Source organism: Arthrobacter sp. WCS2018Hpa-7 (assembly GCF_031843805.1).
In the GTDB taxonomy this organism is placed as follows: Bacteria; Actinomycetota; Actinomycetes; order Actinomycetales; family Micrococcaceae; genus Arthrobacter.
On sequence record NZ_JAVTJB010000004.1, the window covers coordinates 41,192 to 64,605 of the forward strand.

Genomic DNA, 23,414 nt, shown 5'->3' on the forward strand with positions numbered 1-23,414 from the left:
CGCTTACTCCTCGTCCCCGGCGTCGCCGTATGCTTCGTTTTCGGTCCAGGTGCGCTTGGAACCGGTCAGGATGATGTCCCACTTGTAGCCGAGGGCCCATTCCGGGCTGGTCAGCTCGTGGTCGTACTGCGCCACCAGGCGGTCACGCGCATCCTGGTCCACGATGGACTGGTAAATGGGGTCCAGCGGGAAGAGCTGGTCACCCGGGAAGTACATCTGGGTGACGATTCGCTGGGTGAACTCCGAGCCGAACATGGAGAAGTGGATGTGCGCCGGGCGCCACGCGTTCAGGTGGTTCTTCCACGGGTACGCGCCGGGCTTGATGGTGGTGAAGCTGTAGGAGCCGTCGTCACCGGTGATGCAACGCCCGACGCCGGTGAAGTTCGGGTCCAGCGGTGCGGGGTGCTGGTCGCGCTTGTGGATGTAGCGGCCTGATGCGTTGGCCTGCCAGATCTCCACGAGCTGGCCGGCCACCGGACGGCCGTCACCATCGAGGACGCGGCCGGCCACGATGATGCGTTCACCCTGGGGTTCGCCGTTGTGCTGGATGGTCAGGTCCGACTCCAGTGCGTGCACATCCTGGTGTCCGAACGCCGGCGAGTAAAGCTCAATGGTCTCCGGGTCCGCGTGGTGCAGGCTCTTGGTGGGGTGGCGCAGGATGCTGCTGCGGTACGGCGAGTAGTCCAGGCGCGGCATGGTCTCCGGACCTTTGCCGTTCTTCAGGGCCTCGGCGTAGCGGTCCCCGATGCCCTTGATCTCAGCGCTGAGATCCGCCTGGGTTTCCACCTTCTTGGCTTGGTGGGCGGCGTGTGGCTCAGCGGGCGGCACGAGTTCCTCGGATTCGAGCGCCTGTGCTGTCTGTTCTTGCGGCACGGCCGGCTCCTTTCGGTTGATGGGTTCTCTTGGTTTGCGGGGCGACGGCGGGTTTACACCCGGTGGAGCGAGTCGTATTGGACGGCGTGGCGCACCGGGGCGTTGGGCGCCCCATAGCCGTCGTAATTGCCGCGGCGCTCCACCATTTCGAAGAACACACTGCCCACTGTGGCCGTGTAGAAGTGGAGGAATTCGCCGTTGGCGTCCCGGTCATACAGGAGGTTGAGCTCCTTGAGGGTGGCCAGGAAGCCGGATTCGAGATCGAACCGGGCGTCCAGGTCCTCGTAATAGTTGGCCGGAATCTGCAGGAACTCAAGCCCGCGGTCACGGGCGGACCGGGCAGTTGCCACGAGGTCGTCCACTGCGAAGGCGATGTGTTCCTGGTACGTTTTGCGGGCTGTTTGGGCCTGCTGCGCGGGTGCCAGGTTCAGGACGAGCCTGATGGCGCCGTTGCTGGTCTCCATGACCTGCGAGCGGACCAAGCCACTGGGGCTGGGAACCTCGGCGAACGGCTGCGGTTCCAAAGCCAACGCGCTGGTGTAAAAGAGGACTGCTTCGTCAAAGTGTTGCCACGGCTGGGCCAGGTTGACGTGGTCAATCACGGCGTTCTGCGCGCTGGAAGCGTGTTCAAGCCCTTCGCCGAACTCGTGCGTCCACGCCGCGGTCCCGTCCGGGCTGCCCTGGCACAGGAAAATCTCGGTGGAGTCCGGTGCGGAGATGCCTTGGAAGACTTCCTCGTCAGCTTGGACCTTGCGGGCCACCACCGGCGCCTTGAGTTGCTGGGCGCGAGCTGAGGCAATTACTGGAGAGTCGACGTCGAACCCCAAAGCGGCGATCGCCGGTTCAGCATGCGAGGCCGCTTGTTCGTTGATGATCACGCGGGCCTGGCCCATGGTCCAGAGCTGGACGTCCTTGGTGCGGTGGCGTCCCTCAAACCCGAAGCCGAGCTGGCCCAGGAGTTTCTCCAGTTGCGCGGTGTCGTCAGCCTTGACCTCCGCGAAGTTGAAGCCGGCGGGTTCGTTCACTTTGGGAAGCGTGGCCAGTTCCATGGGATAACGACGGCGGGACGCGCTGCCGTTGCCGGCTGCGGTTTCTGTTCCGGCTTCCACAGAGGTGCTTGCGAGCCACTTGGCGCTCTGCTCCTCCAACCAGATCAAGGAGCGCATGGCGTCCACCGCCGTGCGCTCGGTGTCGGACTGGCGGAAGACGTCATTGAAGACTTCCAGCGAGACGGGACCCGTGTAGCCGGCCCGGACCACGTGGCCCATGAACTTGGCGAGCTCGAACTGGCCTTCGCCGGGGAACACCCGGTAGTGGCGGCTCCAGGAGAGGACGTCCATGGAGAGCTTGGGGGCATCGGCGACCTGGACGAAGAAGATCTTCTCCGCGTTGATCTGTTCAATGGGCGCGGTGTCCCAGTCGCGGGAAAGGATGTGGAAGGAGTCCAGGCAGGTGCCAAGGTTGGGATGGTCCACCATTTCAACCAGGCGGTACGCATGCTCGTAGTCGTTGACGTACTTGCCCCAAGCGAGGGCCTCGTAGGCGACCTTGACGCCGTGATCCCCCGCCAGCTCGGCGAGTTCGGCCAGCTGCCCGGCCCTGAGATCATCGTCGTCGATGGTTGCCGTGGCAACGTTCGAGCAGACCAGGATGGTGTCCATGCCAAGGCGTGACATGAGGTTGAACTTGGCCTCGGCGCGCTTGAGGTTGGCCTTCAGCAGGTCCGCAGTGACGCCGTCGAAATCGCGGAACGGCTGGTACAAATCCAAGCCCAGGCCCAGGTCCGCGGCCATCTTGCGCACATCTTCAGGGCTGTGCGGCGACGTCACGAGGTCCTGTTCAAAGATCTCGATGCCGTCGAAGCCCGCAATGGCGCAGGCCTGCATTTTCTCCTTCAGCGTGCCGGACAGGCAGACCGTGGCGATTCCGGTGCGCATCAGTGGGCCGCCTTCGACAACTGGGGAGCAGCTGCGTCTTCCGCGGCGATCAGCTCCAGGAAGTGTGCCCGCATCCGTTCACGGTTGGCCTCGCGTCCGGTGATGAGCTGGAAGGCGTCGGCCGCCTGTCCAACTGCCATTCGACCGCCGTCGAGGACGTCGCATCCCTTGGCGCGGGCCTCGCGGACCAGTTGCGTTTCGATGGGGCGGTAGACGATGTCCGCCACCCAGTGCCGCGGTTCCAACAGTTCGATGTCCAGGGGAAGGCCGGGGTGGGCCGCCATGCCGATGGGGGTGCAGTGCACCAGGCCGTCGGCGAGGGGCATGACCTGGGGGAGCTCGTCGGTGCTTCGCGGCGTGACGGTGGCCTCCGGGAACAGCCCGCCGAGTTCGGCGGCACGTTCCGCAGCGCGGGCCGGGTCCATATCCACGAGGTCCAGCGTGCTGACGCCGGCTTTGAGGAGCGCGTAGGCTACGGCCGAGCCGGCGCCGCCTGCGCCGAGCTGGGCCACGCGGTCCAGCTTCGCGTCCGGCAGTCCGGTGGCGAGCGCAGCGCCGAAACCGGAGAAGTCTGTGTTGTGGCCGATCAGCCGACCGTCCTGGAGGAGAACTGTATTGACGGCACCCAGGCGACGGGCGTCGTCGGAAATTTCATCAAGGTGCTCAAGCACCAACTGCTTGCACGGGTGGGTGATGTTCAGGCCGTTGAATCCCATGCGCTGGGCGGCGGTCAGGAGATCCCCGACGGCGGTGGCCGGCAGCTCGAGGTCCAGCAGGTCGATGGGGCGGTACAGCAAGCGAAGGCCCTGCACATCGGCTTCGCGTTCGTGCATGGGCGGCGTGAGCGATGGCATGACGCCTTCGCCTATGAGGCCCACCAGAACGGACTCGGCTCGGTTGCTCATCCTAAAGCTCCTTTGACTTCAGCACCGCGGGCTTCTTGGCGCTTTTCTGGGGCGCCGCCTGACCGGGTGTTATTTAGATTACTACAAGTGTTCATATTCCGCACGCTTGTTCTTATCGCGAACAATTACCTAGTTTGGCAGAGGCATGTGGGGGCGTTGTGGGGCCTGCTCTGCGCGTCATTTCGAGCACGTGGGGCGCAGAGCGGGCCTCGCAACGGGTGGGTCAGCGCTGGGGCAGGCGGGCCGCGAGTTCAGCCGCAGCCTCCTGCAGAGTGGGGACGTGGGCGATGAGCTCCTCCATGGTCAATCGGAAGACCGGCACGGCGACGGCGAGCGAGGCGAAGGCGTGGCCCTGGGAGTTGAGGACCGGTACAGCGACCGCCCGCATACCGACCTCGTTTTCCTCATCCATCACCGCATAGCCCTGCCTGCGGACCTGCTCGATTTCTTCCCGGAACGCATCGCGGTCGGTGATGGAGCGTTCCGTGAGGGGATCCAAGGGAAGTTCCTCCAGCAGACGCTTCCGCTCGATCTCTTCTTCGAAAGCCACAATCGCCTTGCCCACTGACGTCGTATGGAGCGCCCCGAGATGACCGGGGTCGCTGGTGACGCGGAAGGTCTTGGGGCCATCCACCTTATTGACCGTCAGATGGTGGTTGCCATCACGGACGGAGAGGATGGTGGCCTCATGCGTGCGATCTGTAACGCGCTGCAAGACGGGCAGTGCAGTGGCCGCGAAGCCATGGTGGTTCGATACCCGCTGACCGAGCTGGAAGACGCGCAAGCCCAAGTGGTAGCGGCGCCCGTCGGGCTCGTAATCCACGAAGCCATCGCGCGTCAACGAGCCCAGCAAACGGTACGTGGTGCTGAACGGCAGGCCGGCACTCCTTGCCAGATCCGCCGCACTGGCGCCGCGCGGCTCGTCGCCCAGCAGCACCAACAAACCCAGTGCCTTGCCGACCATGTCGGTCTTTGTGTCCTCTTTCACACTCATAGCTCGATGCTCTCACATAGTGAGAGCTATTTCTAGATGGTGGTGACTTCTCTTGACAAGTGACCCCACTCACAGCCACTATTGCTGTATTGCACAAGTAGCTCTCACCATGTGGTTACTTTCGGGATGATCCGGCCGCACCTCGCTCTGGTCTTCCCACAGAAGCTAGATCCGCGACATCGTCGTCACAGAAGGAAACCCCCATGAGCCAAACAATGCCGTCAGCGACGCCAGGCACTGAAACCACCGCCGGAACACCCAAGAAAGCTGCGCTTGCCAGCTTCCTGGGCAGCGCGGTGGAGTACTACGACTTCTTCATCTTCGGCTCGGCCGCAGCCCTGATCTTCCCGCACGTCTTCTTCCCGTCGGCCGATGCCAACGCGGCCATCATGTCCTTCGCGACATTCGGCTTCGCTTACATTGCCCGTCCCGTGGGCGCCGTGATCCTGGGCCACTTCGGTGACAGGATCGGCCGGCAGAAGGTGCTCATGTTCACCTTGGTCCTGATGGGAGCAGCGACCTTCGTGATCGGCTGCCTCCCCGACTTCAAGACCATCGGCTGGTGGGCTCCCGTCCTGCTGGTCCTTGCCCGTCTTTGCCAGGGCCTTTCGGCTGCAGGCGAGCAGGCAGGTGCCTCGTCCATGACGCTGGAGCACGCTCCGGACAACCGCCGCTCGTTCTTCACCTCGTGGACCCTCACCGGCACCCAGGGCGGCCAGATCCTGGCAGCGCTGGTCTTTATTCCTGTGGTGGCCCTGCCTGACGAGATCAAGTACGGCATTGGCTGGCGCATCCCGTTCTGGCTCAGCGCCGTGGTGGTTCTGGTGGCGTTCTTCATCCGCCGCACCCTGCACGAGCCGCCGGCCTTTGCTGAAGCCAAGAAGAACAACGAGATCTCCAAGCTCCCCGTAGCCGATCTCCTCAGGCTTCACTGGCGGGACGTCCTCCGCGTGGTCTGCTGCGCGTTCATCGCCGCAGTGAGCACGGTCTTCGGAACATTGGCCATCAAATATGCCCAGGACGTTGCCGGCGTGAACAGCACCATTACGCTCTGGCTGGTGGTCGTGGCCAACGTGGTGGCCCTCGGAACCCAGCCCCTCTTCGGCATGCTCGCGGATAAGATCGGCCGGAAGCCCGTCTTCATCTACGGCGCATTCGCAAGCGCCATCATGACCCCCGTGTTCCTGCTGACCCTGGAATCCGGCGTTGTGCCCCTGATGTTCCTGGTGTCCGTGGTGTTCTTCTCCTTCGGGTACGCCGCTGCCAACGCAGTATGGCCGTCCTTCTACGGTGAAATGTTCAGCACCAAGGTCCGCTTCTCCGGCCTGGCTATCGGCACGCAGCTCGGCTTCCTCATGGCAGGGTTCGCCCCGGCCATCGTGACTGCCCTGGGCGGGACCAAGCCCGGCGGATGGGTGCAGATTTCCATCTTCACCGCCGTGATCTGCGTGATCGCAGCCGTCTCAGCCATGACGGCCCGCGAATCAGCCAAGACCCCCACAGCGGAGCTCGGCCTGCCCAAGCACGCCCAGCACGCCTAAGCCGGCCTAAGCCCGTCGCTTCTTCCCTGTCAGCTGGGACCAAAGCAGCGAAAACCCGGAGTGTCACCTGACATTCCGGGTTTTCGCTTTTCCGAACCTGAGCGGCCAAGACCCTCGGAGGGGCCTGGCATTTTTACACTGCGTCACCCAGCGAGGCCCAGGAAAACCAGCAGCGCTCTCTCACCTCCGATGACGGGCTACCTCGGGTCCAACGCCACTGGCTTGAACTTTCCCGTACCCGTCCCGGAGTAGAGCAGCAGCGTCCCATCTCCGGCCACGCCCACGAGCGTCGGATCGCCTGTGCCCGTGAACGCGTTGCCGAGGGCAGCGAAGGAGGTGAACATGTTCCATCCGGAGCCCAGGTACTGCCGGGTCAGGAAGCCTCCGCTGCCGTTGCCCGGGTAGAGCCACAGTCCTCCGTCCGTTCCTCGGGCAAGGACATCTTCCCGGCCGTCACCGTTGAAGTCGCTGCCCTGCATCACCGCGTTGAAGATATTCCACCCGGTACCGATCTGCTTCCACGGCTGGAATCCTCCGGCGCCATTTCCCGGATAAAGCCACAAGGTCCCGTCCGCGGCGCGTGCCAGGATGTCGGCCTTTCCGTCACCGGAGAAGTCGCCCGGCGCCACAATCTGCGTGAAGCCCTGCCAGCCAGTACCGATCTGTTTGCGGGCAAGGAACTGGGCCTTCCCGTCGGTCGGGTACAGCCACAGCGTCCCATCGGAGGCCCTGGCCACAAGATCCGGGTGCTTATCGCCGTCGAAATCGCCCACGCTCAAGACTGACGTAAAGACGTTCCAACCCGTCCCCACCTGCACGCGCGGAAGGAAGCCACCCGAACCATTGCCCGGGTAAAGCCACAGGATGCCGTTGGTGCCGCGGGCCAAAACGTCCGCGACAGCATCGCCGTCGAAATCCCCGGCCTCCCACACCTGACTGAACTGGTTCCAACCGGATCCGATCGCCAAGCGGTCCGCGAAGCCGGTGCCGTCACCCGGGTAAAGCGTCATGCCTGAACCGACGCCGAGGACGTCAGCCTTGCCGTCGCCGGTAAATTCCTGCCCGCCGACGATGTCGCCCGCCAGGTTCCAACCAGTTCCGACGGCGGTACGCGGCAGGAGGCTCCCCTTGCCATCGCCGGGGTAGACGTAGAGGGTGCCGTCCGACGAACGGGCCAGGAGTCCTGCCGTCCCGCCCCCGAACGTCCCCGCTGCGGAAAGACTGGTGAACGCATCCCAGCCCTGGCCGATCTGCCGCTGGGCCAGGAATCCGCCGGAACCGTTCCCGGGATAGAGCCAAAGCCGGCCATCGGTTCCACTTGCCACCAAATCTGCCCGGCCATCTCCGTTGAAGTCGCCGGGGGCCACCAACTCCGTAAACCCCTGCCAGCCGACACCTGCCTGGCTGCGTGGCAGGAAACCGCCCTTGCCGTTGCCCGGGTAGAGCCACAGACTGCCGTCGCTGCTGCGCGCCAGAATGTCAGCGAAGCCGTCGCCATTGAAATCGGAAGTGCCCAGTACCGCGTTGAAAATGTCCCAGCCACTGCCGATTCGCACGGGATCTTCAAGGCGGTTTCCGGGCAGGCCTGCATAGAGCAGGAGCGAACCGTCCGCTTCGCGGGAAAGGACGTCGGCCAGCTTGTCGCCGTCGAAATCGCCGGCGGAAAAACTCATCCGCGTCTTCAGTTTGGTGTCGGCGTTGATGGTCACTGTTGCCGAGGTGGCGCTGACCGAATTGATGGTCACCCTGGTGCCCGTATAGGTGGTGAAAGTGCTGCCCGCCTGCCAGGCATGGTTCTGGCTGTACCAACCATTGAAAGGTGTGGTGTCCGGCATGAGGATCAGTGACGAGGCGATGGTGGCGCCGCCCCGCTGGACGATTTTGACGCCTTTGTTGCCGCCCGAGAGATAGCTGTCGTAAGCCCCTACCGGCTGCCGGAGTTCCAGGTAGTAGACCTCCCGGCTCACAGGGTCCGTGAACTTGATGGCGCGCTGGGCCTCGGTGCCGCCCCAGGGCTTCAGGGTGTAGCTCTTGACTCCCGTGGCCACACCGGTGTCGCGGATTTCGTCGCCTCGTCCCAGGCCGCCGTAGTCCCAAAACGTAGAGCTGATGACCGGCGAGTTCCACTGCGCAGCGCCCATGATGTCTGTGGTGTCGCCGTACTCGCGGATGTAGCAGGACGGGTCCGTGAACTGGCCATTGCTGTTGACACCGACGTCGGACGCCCCGCTGCGGCACTGCAGGGCATCAGCGTGCATCATGCCAATGACGTGCCCGAACTCATGGCTCATCACGTTGTTGGAGAAGTTGCTGATCTGCGGCATCAAAACGCGGCCACTGTAACTGCCGCTGCTGTAGCCGGCGCCAAGCGCGTTCCCGGACAGGGTGGTGGTGGGAATGTAGATCACCAGCGCCGTGTATGGGCTCGCGGACCATTTCAGCTCGCTGGTGATGGTGGAGATGATGGAGCTGTAGCTGTCGGTCGACCTCGCCTTGGACTGGTGCCCGGCAACCTTGCTGTTCACGGTCATGGAGAGCTTGTTGGCCGACATCGCCTGCCAGTACTTGCTGGTGGCCGCCACCGTCTTTTCGGCGTCAGCCATGGAGACCGCGTTGGCGTTGTCCGCCAGTTTTGCCGTGACCAACCGGACGCGGATGTCACCGGCGGGGCCGATCGCTGCTGCACCGTCGCGGAGGATGGAGTCGACGTCGGACTGTCCCTTGGGTGCATCGTCCGCAGGTGGCGTCTCGAACGTGTGGTCCGAACGCGGCGTGCCCTCGATGAACTGGACATTCGGGTTATCCGGTCCTGGAACCGGAACGGCCGTGGCAGGGGCCTGAACAAAAAACAGGCCGGTGGCGAACACCACCAGGCCCGTGGACAGTGCGATGGATCGCCGCAAAACTCCCATTGAATCTCCCCGGGGACGGAGCCTGTGGTTCCTGTGAGTCTCAAGAACCGAGATCAGGCTACAGCCGTGGCCGCCGTGCGCCGGGAAGGCGGGGCTGGGTCACCGGAAATGCAACCAACCCGGAATGCTAACCGGACCCTAACCGCCCCGAAATACCGTGGCAACATTGCCGCGCCACACTGGAATAGCCGGCAAGTGCAGGCACCAGCTCCAGCCCAGGAGGCCACCATGTTGAAGGAAGTCACAACACACACAACACGAATACGCGCGATCAGCCAGCTCCACCGTGGAGACGAGATCGAAGCCCGACTGTCCGTGGGACCCGCCTATGATGACGTGGTCATCCGCCGCGGACAGGTCCAGGAAACCGCGCCGGGAATCGGCGTTGTCTGGATCATGGATCACGTCTCGGGTATGAGGAAAGCCATCAATACCGACGAATGCAGTGTTTGGCGCGTCGCCTGAACCGGCTTGACCCCAACCCTGCTCAGCCGCCGGCCACGGACTGGACAATCAGGACCTCCTGGCCGCCCGCAACCTCCGTATCAAGACCTTTCAGACGCCGGACCTCATCACCGTTCACGTAAATATTCACGAAACGGCGGAGTGCCCCGGTTTCATCACGCAAGCGCCTGGCCAGCACCGGATAATCTCCGGTCACCGCATCAAGCAACTGTCCAACGGTCACAGCCCCGTCGGCGGACGCAGTCAGATAGGACTGTCCGCCGACGAGTGGCTGCAGGACACCAGGCAACAGGACCGTAAAGTCAGCCACAACGGGCCTAACCAGGTACCGGCGCGCTGGCTTGATCGCCAGGAGTGGGGTCAATCTCCTGGGCCGCTGCCTCCACGATCACTGCGGCTTCGGCAATCACAGTGGCTTCCGCCGCAGTCAGTGGGACTTCTACGCCTGCTGCGTTGTCCACCACGACGGCGGCCCTCACGCACAGTACGTCCGGCAGGTGCGAGGCCACTTCAGTAAAGGTCCCGCCCTCATCGGCGCTGGCGTAGACGGCACCTCCGCGGGTGCCGAAATATACTCCGACGGGTTCGGCCGTGTCCACGGACGCGGCATCGCGCAGGACAGCGTTGTATTCGTGATCCGGCAGGCCGGTATGAAGTTCTGTCCAGGTATTTCCGGCGTCATTGGTGCGGTGGACACTGAGCTTGCTGTCCGGCGGGATGCGTTCGCCGTCGGCCTTCAGCGGAATCACCCATGCCGTCCCTTCCCGCCGCGGGTGCGTCAACATGACGAAGCCGAAGTCCGCAGGCAGCCCGTCCGCGATGGAATCCCAGTTCTCACCGTTGTCATCCGTACGGTAAACGCCATGGTGGTTCTGAGCGTACAAGCGGCCCTCGACGGCGGCGTCCGCTGCGATCTTGTGGACACACTGGCCGAACTCCGGGTTGGGATCGGGCATGAAGTAGGCCGAAATTCCTTTGTTCCGGGGCTCCCAGGAGGTCCCGCCGTCGAGCGATCTGTAAACGCCGCCCGTACTCATGGCGATGTGGACCTTTTCCCCGGACGGATCAACCACAATCGAGTGTGCCGCCGCGCCACCATAGCCGGCACCCCACTCGCTGCGGTGCGGGTGGTCCCATAGTCCGCGGTTCAACTCGAAGTGTTCGCCGCCGTCGGTGGACTTCCATACAGAAATCGGCTCGCACCCGGCCCAGACAACGCCAGGGCGGGATTCGGCGTCGGGGTAGATCTGCCAAACGCGCTCCAAGGCGGCGTCAGTGCCGTCCGGGAATTTGATGGCACCTTGCTCGGGCTCAGTCCAGGTGGCGCCAAGGTCATCGGAGTGGGCCACAGTGGGTCCCCAGTGCTCCGATCTGACGCCCACCATGATCCGGGTTTTGCCGTCCCGTGTGTCTATCCCGATGCTGGGAATCTCGCTCATCAGGAAGTGCGGGCCGGAGAGGGACCATTCTTTGCGGTCCGGGCTGGTTGCCAGCCACAGGCCTTTCTTGGTCCCGATCGCTATGACATAACTCTCTGCGGTATCTGCGGTTGCCATGCGTCCCATCGAACCATCAGGGTGGGTGGGTGGCAACGGTTTTTTGGGCGTATGTGGATAGTCCGCTGTCATGGGCAGACCAACCCTTACGGTTACAGTGCGGCCTAACCCCTGATCGTGACGCGAATTTCGAGAAAACTTTTAAAGAGCCATAGCGACCGTCATCCACCGGCACTGGAGAAAACGTGCTTGACTGTGGCTTTGCGGTCATGAGTCCGGAACAACTTGCTGGGGATCAGATGTTTTGCGAGGTCAAAGAGCCATGAGGCCATCACGAGGGAACTCCGCGGTTGTAGTCCGGTAGCGGGGCCGCGTCGTGATTGCAGTTTCGCTGCAAGAAGGATCAATAGTCCTGGACCCCTTTTCCGTCCGGGTGGTCCTCGGCTTGGTCACCCTGACCCTGATCGTCATTTCCTGTATTTCGTCCCAGCGAAGACGCTCGCCCTACGCAGAGTGGTGGCGGGTAGCCCTGTGCCTCTTTTTCGTTGGCAACGCGGCCTTCCTGCTGAACGGTACCGACTTCCAGCAGTGGGCCAACCCCTTGGGCAAGGCCCTGATTGTCGCCGGAACCTTCTGCATTTGGGCGGGAGCACGTACACTGCGCGACCACCGCGTGCATCCTTGGGTGCTTGCGGCCGCGTCCATTCCCAGCTGTGTTGCGTCCTTACTGGATGACCCGGGGAACAGCGTGTGGTCTGGCGGTTTGGTCTACTTGTGCCTGACGACGTTGGGCATCACCTTGGCGGCACTGGAACTGTGGTTCGCGAAACCCGTCCGGTCCAGGATTACCAGGTTCCTGTCGGTCATTGCCGGCCTGATGACCTTGTACTACCTGCTCCGGGCCATCAGCTTTGTCCTGGAGGGGCCCACCAGCGAAGAGTTCCGAACATTCTTTGGGTATGCGCCGGCCGCCCTGATGCATTTGATCCTGCTGGTGGCGGTGTCCTCCACCATGAATACGCTCAGCAACAAGCAGTTGATCAAACGCCTCCGGGAACGTGCCGACCGTGACCACCTCACAGGTCTGCTCAACAGGGGTGCCTTCCTGGAAGTGGCGGCCCGGTCTCTTGCGGAGTCGTCCCCGCGAGGTGCGGCTCTGATTCTTGCTGACTTGGACAACTTCAAAGCCGTCAACGATGAGCATGGTCACGCAGCCGGCGACTCCGCGCTCAGGGCTTTTGCTGCGGCCTGCATTTCTTCGGTGAGGTCGACAGACCTCGTGGCGCGTTATGGCGGGGAAGAATTCGTCCTGCTGCTGCCGGGAGCGACACAACAGCGGGCCGAAGCCATCGCCTCCGAAATCAGTAGACGCTTGGCAGGCATGAAGGGTCCCGATGGCCTGCCCTTCCCAACAGTCAGCTACGGCGTGACGTCCACCGGCGCGGACGTGCAGGACCTGGCCTTCATGATCAATGTGGCAGATGCCGCCCTTTACAGTGCCAAGGCCCAGGGGCGGAACAGGGTTGTAGGTGCGGACCCCGCAGCGGGGGAGTCCGCGGGCGCGGAACCCGCGGCGGAAGCCAGCCACCCGCCGTCGTAATTCACGCAGGTCGGTAGGACATGGACATACGACGCAACGTGTCGGGCCTCACCCTCATGGCCCTCGGCAGCCGCTTGGTATCGCGTTGTGTGACGTTATGCCTAGGCTGTGGGTGGCAAGTGGGACTGGTTCCCACCCGTGGAGCACGGAGAACAACAGTGACGGAGAGCGACCATGACTGAAGCAAACACCAATGCACGTGCACAACAGCTGAAAGCACTGCACGAAGCTCCTGAAATCCTGAGTGTGGTGAATGTGTGGGACGCCATCAGTGCCCGCACTATTGCAGGACTTCCTGAGACGAAGGCCATCGCCACTGCTGGGCATTCCATTGCTGCGGCCTTCGGATATGCCGATGGAACGATGCCCTTGGACGTGGCACTGGACGGAGTGAAGCGAATTGTCGACGCCGTGGATCTCCCGGTCACCGCAGACCTGGATGATGGCTTCGACAACCCTGCCGAAACCATCCGCCGGGCGATTGGGATCGGAGTGGTGGGCGCGAACGTTGAAGACCGCTTGCGGCCCTTCGATGAAGCCGTTGCCCGTGTGCAGGCCATCATCTCGGCTGCTGCCGACGAAGGCATCCCGTTCCAGCTGAATGCGCGCACCGACGCGATTGCCCGGGGTGGCGACCGGCCGGTTGAGGAGAGCATCCAGGACGCCATCGCGCGGGGACGAGCTTTCCTGGACGCTGGAGCTTCGTTGGTCTTCGTGCCAGGCGCCATGACCCGAGAGGTCATCGAGCCGCTGGTGGAAGGCCTGGGACACGGGAAACTCTCCGTGATCGGAGCCCCCGGAGCCCTCCCGGCTGCTGAACTCCAGCAACTTGGCGTGGCACGTGTCTCCTACGGTCCGTTCACCCAGAGGGTGGCCCTGCGGGCGCTTCAGGATCTGGCCTCGGATCTGTACGGCTCCGGTGTCATCCCTGCCGACACTCCGGCACTGAACTAGCGCCGCCTGCGCGTGCTTGCCTGACCTGTCCCGTCCGCGAAGACGGGACAGGTCACGATGCCGAGCGAGTGTCGAACGCCGCCGCGGATTCCCTCAGGAGCCGGGCCACCGTGTCCAAGGGCAGGCTGGCTGCCCGTCGCCGATCGAAGCGTCGCAGGGCGATATGCCGGGTGCCCAACCCCGGAACGTCCAGGATGTCCACATGATCGTGGACAACGCCGCTGAGCGCCAGGGTGGGCACAATGGCCACGCCCTCACCGGCAGCGACCAGTGCCAGTGCGGTGAGGGTGTCGTGGTACTGGTGAACGGTCTCTATCCGGGCACCTGTCGAGTGGCGGAGACGTCCGAGCACTGCAGTATTGGCGGCTGACGGCTCCACCCCCAGCCACGGCAAGTGCAAGCGGCTGAGATCGATGTTGTCCGTGCCGAGCAGGCTTCCTGCGGGCACCACCAGCTTCCATGGCTCGTCCAGCAGGGGTTCCTGGACCATTCCGGCCGCCATCGGATGCTGCTCTGCCGCCGTCGAATCCTGTTCGATGACCACAGCATCCAACTGTCGCTGGCGGAGGAGCCGCATCACCGCAGGGAAGCTGTCTTCAACGATCTGGATCTGCAGCTGAGGGTATTGGCTGCGCCATTCGGGAAGACGCGGGATCACCACGGTGCGCATGAAACTGGTGAATCCGCCCACCCGTACGACTCCTGCGATGTTGACCTCGCTTTGCATCCGGGCACGGGCAACGTTGAGTGCCCGTTCTATCTCTTCCCCTGCCTCCGCCATGGCCAAGCCCGCGGGTGTCAGCACTGATCCTTTGGGGGTACGCAGGAGTAGTGCCTGCCCTGCCTCAGTCTCGAGTTTGCTGAGTTGTTGAGACACCGCAGACGGCGTAATCCGCAGTTCATCAGCCGCCGCCAGAACGCCTCCAGTGCGGGCGACAGCAAGAAGAACCAGCAACCGGCGTGGGTCCACATCCATGTTAAGTACTCCTAAACACCGTCTTCAGAATATTGCAATTGATCTAAAGGTCATCGTCACTCAATATTGACTCAAAAGCACGATTCAGCAACGCAACACCGTCTAGCGAATCAAGCCTCCACTCCGGACCATACGCCGCCCGCCGGCGTCATCCGAGTGCCCAAAATCTTGAAAGGACTCCCATGGAACTGCTGTTCGAAGTCGCTGGCTGGGCCGGCGCAGTGGCAATGCTCGGCGGCTACATGGCAGTGTCCATGGGCTGGTTGCAGGCAGGCACCACCTTCCAGACCGTGAACCTCTTTGGTTCGTGCGCCTTCATCGTCAATGGCTCACTCCATGGAGCCTGGCCCTCCGTGGTGACCAACGTGGCGTGGTTCCTGATCTCCGCTGTGGCTCTTCTCCGGATGCGGGCCAAGGAGCGGGCAGAGCGGCCGACGCAGCCCGCGCAGGCGGCGCAGGCCGCCCAGCCCGCACACGTGACGCAGGCGGCGCAGCCCGTACAGGTGGCGCGGGTGGCGCACTTTGCTCCAGAGTGCTCCTCGCTTGCCCCCGACACTGCCGCTCAGGTCATCGTCGCGGCCGCTCGCCCAGTCGCCAGCTGCGCCTAGCCCGGCGGTCACCTGCGCTGAGGGCCGGCACTACAAGCTGAGCGCCGGCACCACAAACGGTGAGGGCATCACAAAAGGTAACGTCCCACCGTCGTCCATGGGACCGGAGCCTATTCTGGGCAGTAGCCGCCGCCCGATCGTGAAGGAAGCCCATGCCCACCCCCGACCATCCCCTGCGCAAACTTGGTTTCCTCACTATTGGCCTGTTCGATCCCGCGGATCCTGCGGCCGGGCACCAATCGACGCTGGAGATCATCGAGCTCGGGGAGGGGCTCGGCTTCGACAGTGCGTGGCTTCGGCACCGCCACCTGCAGTTCGGGATCTCCTCACCGGTTGCGGTCATGGCCGCGGCAAGCCAGCGCACCTCCAGGATTGAGCTGGGAACCGCGGTGACTCCGTTGGGCTGGGAAAACCCTTTGCGCCTTGCTGAGGACCTGGCCACCGTGGACCTGCTCTCCGGCGGCCGGATCAATCCGGGGCTGAGCGTAGGGGAACCCATGAATTACGGCACCGTAAAACATGAGCTCTACCCGGACACTGCCGGCGTGGAGGACTTCAGCTACGCCCGCGTAAACCGGCTTGCCCGCCTGGTCGCCGGCGAGAAAGTGCGGGACTTCTCCGGCAAACAGGGAGTGGTGGAAGAGTTCTCCAACCGCGTGGAGCCGCACGCTGCCGGGCTGCGTTCCCGTCTTTGGTACGGGGCGGCGAGCATGAAATCGGCGGTGTGGGCAGGGGAAAACGGCTTCAACCTGCTCTCCAGCAGCGTGATCTTCCCGGATAAGGACCAGGAACCGGACTTCGCCGCCGTCCAACAGTCACAGATCCGCGCCTACCGCGAAGCCGCTGCCAGGGAAGGGAACACCGCCCGCGTCTCACAGGGCTTGGTGGTGATTCCCACAGACTCGGCCTCAACTGCCCAGCGGAAGAAATACCAACGCTACGTCGACGAACGCACCCCACGCACCCGCGCGCCCCAAGGGCCGAAGGGCATGATGTTTGCACAGGACATTATTGGCACCAGCGATGACATCGCCGAGCAGCTCTATGCCCACCGAGGATTCCAGGAAGTGGACGAGGTGGCCTTCGCGCTGCCCTTCAGCTTTGACCACGAGGACTACGTGCAGATCCTCACCGACATCGCGGGCAAACTGGGGCCGGCCCTGGGCTGGAAGCCTGCCGCCTAAGCCGCCCCGTCAGCCCCGTCAGCCCAGTCAGTCCACGAACTCCGATTGTGTCTCGATGAAGTCCCAATCCGCTTCGGTCAGTACGCCGCTGACCTTGTCCCGATTGGGCCCGCCGGCCTCGGCAATATGCTGCAGCACGGTCAGCGGGAGTTCGTCGGCGCGCAGGTTCTCACGCAGCCATTCCTTGCTGTCCAGATGCAGATCGAGCCACCACATGAAAATTTCCATCGCGGACCGCCTTCCGTCAGATGGGCCATTGGTTCTGATGCGCCGTGGACCCGGATTAACCGTAGGCCGGGTCAGGAGCGTCTACAAGGGTCCTGCTCTTGTGGCGCGCCGGTCTTAGGGCCAATCTATTCCTAAGGGTGCTCCCGGCCCCGCGACGTTCGGCCGGACCGCCCGTCACACAAGGGATCCGCGATGGACTGTGACATCGAGCTGGAGATTGATGCCGGCTCTGCACGCGGCGAATATACGGTGCGCGTGGTCCGTGCACCGGCGGGAGGCCACGCCTCGGGCATGTTCACCCTGGACGTGGAGGGCATCCTCGAACGGCTCCCCCAACTTGAAGCCACCGTTCTGGCGTCCGCCGTGGCCGCCCGCAGGACCATGCCCGTGGCTGAGATGGCAGTCCGCGAAGTGGGCCAGCAGTTGTTCCAGGCCCTGTTCACCCGCGAGGTTTACGGCACCTACCGGGCCAGCCTCGGCGCAGCCCAACACGCCGGACAGCAGCTCAGGGTGGTCCTGAGGTTGTCCGCCCCTGAACTGGCGACCATGCCGTGGGAGACCCTGTTCGACCCCGAAACCGAAACCTACCTCTGCCAGACCGAGCCCCTCCTCCGTCACATCCCCGCACCCGACTACAACCTGAATCCCTTGGATGTAGCGCCACCCCTGCGCATTCTGGGGATCGTCGCCTCGCCAAGGGACCTCCCCAGCCTGGACGTCACCGCCGAGAAGGACCACCTGAGCCGTGCCCTGGCCGGGCCGGTGTCCGAAGGCCGGGTGGAGCTGGTCTGGGCAAAAAGTGGAACCTGGGATGACGTGCAATCCATGCTGCTGGCCGGGCCTTGGCATGTGGTCCACTTCGTAGGCCACGGCGACTACGACACCCGCACCGACGAAGGCAGGATAGCGCTGGTGGGACCCGACGGAAGGGCAGCCATGGTCCGCGCTGTCCGCCTCATGGCCCTGCTCAGCGTCGCTGCTCCCCGCCCGCGGTTGGTGGTGCTGAACTCGTGTTCCTCCGGGGAAATGGGCCAGTCGGACCTCTTCTCGGGCACGGCGTCCGCGCTGGTCCGGAGCGGGATCGGCGCAGTGGCCGCCATGCAGTTCGCCATCAGCGACTACGCCGCCATCGCCTTCGCGCACGGCTTCTACGCAGCAATCGCCAACGGCCGCACCGTGGACGAGGCGGCGCGCGTCGGCAGAATCTCGGTCATGGCCAGTCCGGACGGAACGCTGGAATGGGTCACCCCGGCACTCTACGTCCGCGGGGGCACCACCCAGCTGTTCACACTCACGGGAACACCGCGCGCGCCGGTATCGGTTGAAAGTTCGACGACGGTCGGGGCCTCGGTCCGTCAAAGTACAGGACCAGCCCAGGCCAGTTCCCCGGCCCCACCGTCCGGAACCGGACAGGATCGCACCACGCCGGCCCAAACGACGCCGGTACCGGCCACACAGCCGCAGGCCGACTCCGGGCAGGCCAACGCCCGGCAAACCGACTCCGGGCAAGCCATGAAACGGGCGCAGCTGCGGGCACTGTACGTCCAGGCGTCCGCCGAGTTGCGGGCCCGGCGCTTGGAACAGGCCGTGGAACTGTTCGAAGACCTCCTCACCCTGGAGCCTGGATACCGGGACGCGACGGCGCTCAGAGACAAGGCACGGCACCGCCTGGAGCTGGAACGCATCTACCGCGAAGCACTGCAGGCAGAGAAAGCCGAAGACTGGCTGGCCGCAGTAGACGGCTTCGCCCTGGTGCAGGATGACCCCGGGTTTCCTGACGCCGCCGTCCGACGCCAGGACTGCGAGCGCCGGCAACGGATCTCGGATCTGCAAGGAGAGCTTCGATACCATTCCTCCCTCGGCTCCTGGGAAGCAGTGGTGGACGTGTCTGCAGAGTTGGCCACCGTGGACCCCAACGCCGCAGATCCCGATGGCCTCGCAACCGCAGCCCGGGCGGAGATCGAGAAGGCCAAGCCGAAAGAGCCGGCTCCCACTGAAACGGCCGAGGTGCCCGCGGCGTCTGACGATGAGAAACCGCAGGGCTCGTACACAGTGGCCGACCCTCCAGTACGGCCGGTACGGCCAGTACGGAATAAGGCCCCGGCCCGCACCATCGCGGCGGACGCAAGTCCCAACTCAGGCCCAGTTTCCGGGATCGCGGCCCCCGAACCGACAACCGGCCCCAGCCCGCGCACCCGCACAAAACCCGACGCCGGCCCCACTTCGAACGCCGAACCCCTTCCCGAACCCCGCCCCATCCCGTCTTCAGCACTGAACCCAACCCCGTCCGCATCCGAAGCCGAGGCACCCACTGGTGCTCCGCCGTCGAGCGCTGGCCTCCGGGGGTCAAAGCCCGGCAGCTCAGCACCCGTCGCCGTCGGCGGGTTGGCTCCCCCGCTGAGGGCGCCGCTGCTGTGGGGCGGCGTCGCACTGATCGTGGCGGGCGGCCTCGGGGCGTGCTTCGCGGTCTACTTCCTGTGGCTGGACGACAACTATTGGTACGAGAGCGGCGGCGACGGCTCCCTCCGCATCGTTTACGGCCTGGTGGCACCTCTTGGGTACCTGCTGTTGGCGGTCGCGGGCCTCCCCGATCGCACCACGATGGCCCGCGTTGTGATGGCGGGGGCGGTTGTTTCGGGTGCTCTCTTTGGGCTCTCGGGGCTCACCGAAACGGTGGATCCCACCACTGTCATCGCCGGATTCGTGCATGCGGGCTTCGGATTGTGGGCGGGCATCCTGGCCATGCGTTCCCGCACATCCGAGCCGTTCGGGTGGCTGCTGCTGTGGCCAACCGTGACGGTTCCGCTGGTCTGGGTTCAGGACAAGGGCGTGTTCCTTGAGTCCTGGTACCGGACGCACGCCTACTTTGTGTTGATTCAGCTGCTGATTTTGTGCGCTGCCGGAATCGGTTTCGTGCTTGCGGCCCGCCGACTGCGGGCGCCGGAGAAGGGACAGGAACATGAGCAGGCTGGTTGAATTCACCACCGACGACGGCGGCACGGTAGTTGTGGAGGTCGCGAACGCCGCGGGGAGCCTGGTAACCAGGGGTGGCGATCACGCGGGGGACCATTCGGGGGTTTTCGCGCGGGCGCAGCAAACGTTCGAGCGTGCCCTGGCACACGTGCGTCCAGCGGTGCAGGGGGTGATCGATGAGCTCCTGAGCCTGGAGAACCGGCCGGATGAGGTGAGCGTGGAGTTCGGCATTGACCTTCACGCGGAGGCGGGCGCTTTCATCGCGTCGGCAAGCACGGGGTCCAATTTCAAGGTGCGGCTCACCTGGAACAAGCCGACGGAAACCTGACCCCGGATACCCTCTCAACCACCTGTTCTTTGGATCGCCCCGGCGCAACAATAAGGGTATGGCTGCGGAAAATTTCAGCGGACCGATTCCCCTGGTGGTGGGGGTTCTCCCGGACCAGCATGTGGAAGTACTCCAAACTGCCCGGACCTTGGCTGAGCGACTCGGCGTCCCGTTGGTGTGCGCCTACGTGGACGAGGCCAGTTACCTCGTGGAGTGGGACCCGTCCCGGGAGACACACCGGATGTCGCTCCACCCGGAGAAGGACGACGCCGACGTCGAGGCCGTACGAGGCGACCTTGGCAGGGTGATCGCAAACGCGATGGACGGCGGCACGGCAGATTGGACCTTGCGCCTGCTGGCCGGTGATCCAGCACGGGCGTTGGGCAGGCTCGCCGCGGACATCAACGCATCCATGATCATCGTGGGGACCCCGGAGCCCGGCTTGGGCCACCGGATTTCCGAGGCGCTCAACGGCTCAGTGGCTGCATGGTTGAGCCACCATCAACGCCGCCCTGTGCTGATTGTGCCGCAGAAAAAGCGGCCGGAAGCTGCCCAAAGAAACTAAAGCGAAAGTACTTATTCGAGGTGGTGGCGAAGGGGTTGCGCGCAACGTAGAGTGATTACTGCAGGTCAGCGAAAGCCCCTGCTCAAAGACCGCTCCGGAGTGCGTATCCCCCAATAACGCACTCCGGAGCTCTTTTGTTTAACCCCAGCGCTCTCTCACCTCCCACGCCCTCCCGATTAGCGCTCTCTCACCTCCCACGCAGACCGAAGGACGGCGGCGCTCAAGGTGAGTGCCGCCGTCGAGCCTTAAAGGGACGGCCCTAAAGAGTGGCTGGCTTCATGCCCCGTACGCTCGCCACCCACTTTGGATCTCCGAGCACGGCAACACGCCGCACTCACCGGCGTGTCCAGCCGTCAGCCGATTCAAAGTCAGTGGTGGCGGGACCGCCCACTTTTGAAAGCGGAACTTCCACGGCGTGAGCGCCGACTCCAACTACTCGCGGATGGGAAATCACAACGGCTCAGCCGAACAGCCACGCCGCCCCAAGAAGCAGCGGGACCGCCAGGATGCTGGTGAACACCGCCGTGGATTGGGCAATGCCCTGGCCCACGCCGTACCGGACCGCGTAGAGCACCACGTTTTGGCCGGTGGGAAGGATGGCGCAGGCGGTGACCACGAACGTGCTGAACGGGTCCAGATGAAAGACGAATGCTGCCAAGATCCAGGCAAGAGCCGGCTGGACCGCAGACTTGAGGATCACGGCCACAGTGGTGGGAGCCCGGTCGCCGATGCCGGGCCGGACCGAGAGCCCGTGCAGGGACATGCCGAAGATGATCAACATCAGCGGCACCGCCAACTGGGCCACAAGCGCCAGGGGATCGAGGATAAGCGTGGGTACTTCGATGCCCAAAGCGCTCACGGCCACCCCGAGAATTGCTGCCACGGTGACAGGGTTGCGGAACGGGATGGAGAGCACCCGCCAGACGGAGACCTGCTTGCCTGCGGGATCTGTGAGGTCGAGGATGGTCAGGGCGATGGGTGTCACGATCGCCAACTGAAACAGCATGATGGGCGTGACGTACGTGGCGCTGCCGAGGATATACAGGGACAACGGCACGCCCAGATTGGTGGAGTTCACGATTCCCACGGACAGCGCGCCGATAGTGGTCCGCCGGACACCCCAGCGGCCAATGAGGCCAGCCACGGTAAACACGAGCATGACCGCCACCGCGGTGACCACCGAAATCAAGCCCGTGGCACTGAGGACATCTGAAATGTGGCGGGAGGCAATCGCCGAAAACATCAGGCAGGGCAGCCCCACCATGAAAGTCAGCGTCGAGAGAACCTTGCCGCCTTCGGGACCCAGTGCCTTGGTTCTGCCAAGGATATAGCCAATGAGCAGGACCACGCTGACCACAAAGAAACCTTGAAGGACTCCGTCCACACCGTTTTCCTCAATCCGTACTCTGGAGGCCCGGCTGGTGACGCAGGCTGGCTGGGAACGGATTAACCCTATCGGGCAGGAGACGGCGGGGCTGCCACGCGCCGTCACCACCCACTTTCAACCCGAAACCACCCCGACACGCCGCAAAGGCCGGAGTGTCGGACGGAACCCACACTCAAAGAAGGTCAGGAAGGCACCCGCCGCACCACCACTGAAGCCGGAACGGCCGGGACACGCTGCCGTTTGGCGTAGACCCTGGCCCGCTGGCTGGACAGCGCCAGCAGGACCAGGATGTCCGAGGCAAGGCCGGAGAGACCCGCTTCGAGGGTGAGATTCGCAGTCCCGGTGGAGTAGTCGATGGCCTGCACCAGGATCGAGATGGAGCTCAGGGCCATGGCGATCACCCGGGCGCCGTTGCTGCCGAGGAAAATCCGCCATGCCAGGAATACCTCACCGAGCCCGAAGAGCAGGACGATGACCGCCATGGCGACGATCGCCGTCGTCGTGGTTTCCGGGTCCAGGGGGACGTCGTCGAGTCCAATGTCGCCGCCTGACGTCAGCAGTGTCACCGCCAACGTAAAAGCTGCAATCGCGCGGATGGCCACCAGGACAGCGCCGGTGACGATGGGCGCCGGTCGCCGATCACGGCTGTCGGTACGGCTGGGCGGCTGGTTGGCGGGGACCTGGACGCGGCTGGCGTCGATGATGGGGAGGTCGCCGTCGGTGGAGATGGAATCGCCGCCGCCGTTGCGCGTGTGATATCCGGTGGAGAAGTCCTCGATCACCTGCACCGTGACGGCAGGCTCGGCAGAGGAAACGGTGGAAACGATGTGGTCCCGCTCCACGTCGGTGTTCTGCTCGATCTTGTGCGTGATCTGGAGTGTGAAGAGCGAGAAGCCAACGCTGCGGTCGTAGGTTCCGGCGGCGAGCCAATCCACTTTGTGCCCGCCGGGGAGGAGCCACCCCTCGGGGCAACGCCAGAAGCGGACGTGGTGGCGTTTGCCGGGGGTGTTGTTGACCTCTTGTTGGTACGCAAAGTCCTGTTGCCGGTCGAAGAGATACAAGGGGCTGACCGGCGCTTCGGTGTAGCTCCGCCGGAAAATGGTGGAGCTGACGATGCGGCGGCTGCTGGCGAAGGTGACGTCGTCGGCCATGGTCCACCCTGCGGACCTCATGATCGCGTGGATCTGGGGTTCGGCCCCCAACAACGCCGCATTCACGGGGTCGCCCAGCAGCCCATCGCTGGTTCGGGCGCGGCCGATGAAATAGCCGGGGACGTAAATGGTGGTCAGGATCCGGTGCAGCCTCGGCAAAAGCAGGTAGGCAAGGAACGCCCAGAACACGAAGGAAAACCACAGCTGGCCCCACCCCAAATGGAAGCTCTCCCCCACCAGCAGGAAAGCCAACCACACCGCCGCGGCTCCACCCAAGACGAAGAACCCGTGATCGAGCCGGCTGTCCGTGACGTCCTTGTTCGACACTTTGTCCATG

General features: G+C 64.0%; 20 protein-coding genes. 9 read left to right on the plus strand and 11 right to left on the minus strand.

All coding sequences use genetic code 11. The features are described from left to right. Positions 1 to 3: 3 nt before the first annotated feature. From pcaH to RQH14_RS05890, 4 genes are all read right to left on the minus strand, one after another. Positions 4 to 873, minus strand: coding sequence for a protocatechuate 3,4-dioxygenase subunit beta (pcaH, locus tag RQH14_RS05875; RefSeq protein WP_311212402.1), 870 nt, complete (start codon positions 871 to 873; stop codon positions 4 to 6). A 53-nt stretch (positions 874 to 926) separates the two neighbouring features. Next, positions 927 to 2,810: a TIM barrel protein gene (locus RQH14_RS05880; RefSeq protein WP_311212403.1), complete on the minus strand. Its 1,884-nt coding sequence runs from the start codon at positions 2,808 to 2,810 to the stop codon at positions 927 to 929. After that, positions 2,810 to 3,715: a shikimate dehydrogenase gene (locus RQH14_RS05885; RefSeq protein ID WP_311212404.1), complete on the minus strand. Its 906-nt coding sequence runs from the start codon at positions 3,713 to 3,715 to the stop codon at positions 2,810 to 2,812. Before RQH14_RS05885 ends, RQH14_RS05880 begins: the two co-directional genes overlap by 1 nt. Before the next feature lie 223 nt (positions 3,716 to 3,938). Continuing rightward, entirely contained in the window at positions 3,939 to 4,709 is a 771-nt protein-coding gene (locus RQH14_RS05890; RefSeq protein WP_311212405.1) for an IclR family transcriptional regulator, read from the minus strand. A 203-nt stretch (positions 4,710 to 4,912) separates the two neighbouring features. Between RQH14_RS05890 and RQH14_RS05895 the strand changes: the two genes are divergently transcribed. Further along, positions 4,913 to 6,250, plus strand: coding sequence for an MFS transporter (locus tag RQH14_RS05895; RefSeq protein ID WP_311212406.1), 1,338 nt, complete (start codon positions 4,913 to 4,915; stop codon positions 6,248 to 6,250). 197 nt (positions 6,251 to 6,447) lie between these two features. Here RQH14_RS05895 and RQH14_RS05900 read toward each other — a convergent pair whose 3' ends face one another. Beyond that, positions 6,448 to 9,162, minus strand: coding sequence for an FG-GAP-like repeat-containing protein (locus tag RQH14_RS05900; RefSeq protein ID WP_311212407.1), 2,715 nt, complete (start codon positions 9,160 to 9,162; stop codon positions 6,448 to 6,450). Positions 9,163 to 9,390: 228 nt separating this feature from the next. Here RQH14_RS05900 and RQH14_RS05905 point away from each other — a divergent pair, with 228 nt between their 5' ends. Next, positions 9,391 to 9,627 carry a hypothetical protein gene (locus RQH14_RS05905; RefSeq protein ID WP_159707992.1) on the plus strand — a complete coding sequence of 79 codons (237 nt, stop codon included), beginning with the start codon at positions 9,391 to 9,393 and terminating at the stop codon, positions 9,625 to 9,627. A 22-nt stretch (positions 9,628 to 9,649) separates the two neighbouring features. On the opposite strand, the gene RQH14_RS05910 is transcribed toward RQH14_RS05905, so the two are convergent. Both RQH14_RS05910 and RQH14_RS05915 read right to left on the minus strand, forming a co-directional pair. Further along, positions 9,650 to 9,937, minus strand: a complete 288-nt coding sequence (locus RQH14_RS05910) for a MoaD/ThiS family protein (RefSeq protein ID WP_311212408.1) — start codon at positions 9,935 to 9,937, stop codon at positions 9,650 to 9,652. 7 nt (positions 9,938 to 9,944) lie between these two features. Beyond that, a complete protein-coding gene (locus RQH14_RS05915) occupies positions 9,945 to 11,192 on the minus strand; it encodes an exo-alpha-sialidase (protein WP_311212640.1) in 1,248 nt (415 codons plus the stop codon). A gap of 307 nt (positions 11,193 to 11,499) precedes the next feature. On the opposite strand from RQH14_RS05915, the gene RQH14_RS05920 reads away from it, so the two are divergent. After that, positions 11,500 to 12,723 (plus strand): GGDEF domain-containing protein, encoded by a 1,224-nt coding sequence (locus RQH14_RS05920; RefSeq protein ID WP_311212409.1) that lies wholly within the window; start codon positions 11,500 to 11,502, stop codon positions 12,721 to 12,723. Positions 12,724 to 12,897: 174 nt separating this feature from the next. Beyond that, complete coding sequence (locus RQH14_RS05925) at positions 12,898 to 13,677, plus strand: isocitrate lyase/phosphoenolpyruvate mutase family protein (RefSeq protein WP_311212410.1); 780 nt, start codon at positions 12,898 to 12,900, stop codon at positions 13,675 to 13,677. A 52-nt stretch (positions 13,678 to 13,729) separates the two neighbouring features. Here RQH14_RS05925 and RQH14_RS05930 read toward each other — a convergent pair whose 3' ends face one another. Continuing rightward, a complete protein-coding gene (locus tag RQH14_RS05930; protein WP_311212411.1) occupies positions 13,730 to 14,653 on the minus strand; it encodes a LysR family transcriptional regulator in 924 nt (307 codons plus the stop codon). 182 nt (positions 14,654 to 14,835) lie between these two features. Between RQH14_RS05930 and RQH14_RS05935 the strand changes: the two genes are divergently transcribed. Both RQH14_RS05935 and RQH14_RS05940 read left to right on the plus strand, forming a co-directional pair. Further along, positions 14,836 to 15,261, plus strand: a complete 426-nt coding sequence (locus RQH14_RS05935) for a hypothetical protein (RefSeq protein ID WP_311212412.1) — start codon at positions 14,836 to 14,838, stop codon at positions 15,259 to 15,261. A gap of 152 nt (positions 15,262 to 15,413) precedes the next feature. Further along, positions 15,414 to 16,445 carry an LLM class flavin-dependent oxidoreductase gene (locus RQH14_RS05940; protein ID WP_311212413.1) on the plus strand — a complete coding sequence of 344 codons (1,032 nt, stop codon included), beginning with the start codon at positions 15,414 to 15,416 and terminating at the stop codon, positions 16,443 to 16,445. A 27-nt stretch (positions 16,446 to 16,472) separates the two neighbouring features. On the opposite strand, the gene RQH14_RS05945 is transcribed toward RQH14_RS05940, so the two are convergent. Then, the gene (locus RQH14_RS05945) at positions 16,473 to 16,673 is read right to left on the minus strand and encodes a hypothetical protein (protein WP_311212414.1); all 201 of its coding nucleotides are present in this window, start codon (positions 16,671 to 16,673) and stop codon (positions 16,473 to 16,475) included. Between the two features lie 192 nt (positions 16,674 to 16,865). Here RQH14_RS05945 and RQH14_RS05950 point away from each other — a divergent pair, with 192 nt between their 5' ends. The 3 genes from RQH14_RS05950 to RQH14_RS05960 are packed head-to-tail and all read left to right on the plus strand — an operon-like array spanning position 16,866 to position 20,539. Continuing rightward, positions 16,866 to 19,649, plus strand: coding sequence for a CHAT domain-containing protein (locus tag RQH14_RS05950; RefSeq protein ID WP_311212415.1), 2,784 nt, complete (start codon positions 16,866 to 16,868; stop codon positions 19,647 to 19,649). Beyond that, positions 19,633 to 19,974 (plus strand): CU044_2847 family protein, encoded by a 342-nt coding sequence (locus RQH14_RS05955; RefSeq protein WP_311212416.1) that lies wholly within the window; start codon positions 19,633 to 19,635, stop codon positions 19,972 to 19,974. The genes RQH14_RS05950 and RQH14_RS05955 overlap by 17 nt, the downstream gene beginning before the upstream one ends. Positions 19,975 to 20,032: 58 nt before the next feature. After that, positions 20,033 to 20,539 (plus strand): universal stress protein, encoded by a 507-nt coding sequence (locus RQH14_RS05960; RefSeq protein WP_311212417.1) that lies wholly within the window; start codon positions 20,033 to 20,035, stop codon positions 20,537 to 20,539. 460 nt (positions 20,540 to 20,999) lie between these two features. On the opposite strand, the gene RQH14_RS05965 is transcribed toward RQH14_RS05960, so the two are convergent. Both RQH14_RS05965 and RQH14_RS05970 read right to left on the minus strand, forming a co-directional pair. Then, positions 21,000 to 21,923 (minus strand): AEC family transporter, encoded by a 924-nt coding sequence (locus RQH14_RS05965; protein ID WP_311212418.1) that lies wholly within the window; start codon positions 21,921 to 21,923, stop codon positions 21,000 to 21,002. A 185-nt stretch (positions 21,924 to 22,108) separates the two neighbouring features. Further along, a complete protein-coding gene (locus RQH14_RS05970; protein WP_311212419.1) occupies positions 22,109 to 23,413 on the minus strand; it encodes an LssY C-terminal domain-containing protein in 1,305 nt (434 codons plus the stop codon). Position 23,414: the final 1 nt, after the last annotated feature.

What these genes read in the sequence shown, in the direction of transcription:
- RQH14_RS05880 (WP_311212403.1), bottom strand. Translation starts at nt 2,810, where the DNA reads ATGCGCACCGGAATCGCCACGGTCTGCCTGTCCGGCACGCTGAAGGAG.
- RQH14_RS05960 (WP_311212417.1), top strand. Translation starts at nt 20,033, where the DNA reads ATGGCTGCGGAAAATTTCAGCGGACCGATTCCCCTGGTGGTGGGGGTT.
- RQH14_RS05950 (WP_311212415.1), top strand. Translation starts at nt 16,866, where the DNA reads ATGGACTGTGACATCGAGCTGGAGATTGATGCCGGCTCTGCACGCGGC.
- RQH14_RS05935 (WP_311212412.1), top strand. Translation starts at nt 14,836, where the DNA reads ATGGAACTGCTGTTCGAAGTCGCTGGCTGGGCCGGCGCAGTGGCAATG.
- RQH14_RS05945 (WP_311212414.1), bottom strand. Translation starts at nt 16,673, where the DNA reads ATGGAAATTTTCATGTGGTGGCTCGATCTGCATCTGGACAGCAAGGAA.
- RQH14_RS05890 (WP_311212405.1), bottom strand. Translation starts at nt 4,709, where the DNA reads ATGAGTGTGAAAGAGGACACAAAGACCGACATGGTCGGCAAGGCACTG.
- RQH14_RS05940 (WP_311212413.1), top strand. Translation starts at nt 15,414, where the DNA reads ATGCCCACCCCCGACCATCCCCTGCGCAAACTTGGTTTCCTCACTATT.
- RQH14_RS05925 (WP_311212410.1), top strand. Translation starts at nt 12,898, where the DNA reads ATGACTGAAGCAAACACCAATGCACGTGCACAACAGCTGAAAGCACTG.
- RQH14_RS05895 (WP_311212406.1), top strand. Translation starts at nt 4,913, where the DNA reads ATGAGCCAAACAATGCCGTCAGCGACGCCAGGCACTGAAACCACCGCC.
- RQH14_RS05970 (WP_311212419.1), bottom strand. Translation starts at nt 23,413, where the DNA reads ATGGACAAAGTGTCGAACAAGGACGTCACGGACAGCCGGCTCGATCAC.
- RQH14_RS05900 (WP_311212407.1), bottom strand. Translation starts at nt 9,162, where the DNA reads ATGGGAGTTTTGCGGCGATCCATCGCACTGTCCACGGGCCTGGTGGTG.
- RQH14_RS05930 (WP_311212411.1), bottom strand. Translation starts at nt 14,653, where the DNA reads ATGGATGTGGACCCACGCCGGTTGCTGGTTCTTCTTGCTGTCGCCCGC.
- RQH14_RS05955 (WP_311212416.1), top strand. Translation starts at nt 19,633, where the DNA reads ATGAGCAGGCTGGTTGAATTCACCACCGACGACGGCGGCACGGTAGTT.
- RQH14_RS05905 (WP_159707992.1), top strand. Translation starts at nt 9,391, where the DNA reads ATGTTGAAGGAAGTCACAACACACACAACACGAATACGCGCGATCAGC.
- RQH14_RS05885 (WP_311212404.1), bottom strand. Translation starts at nt 3,715, where the DNA reads ATGAGCAACCGAGCCGAGTCCGTTCTGGTGGGCCTCATAGGCGAAGGC.
- RQH14_RS05915 (WP_311212640.1), bottom strand. Translation starts at nt 11,192, where the DNA reads ATGGGACGCATGGCAACCGCAGATACCGCAGAGAGTTATGTCATAGCG.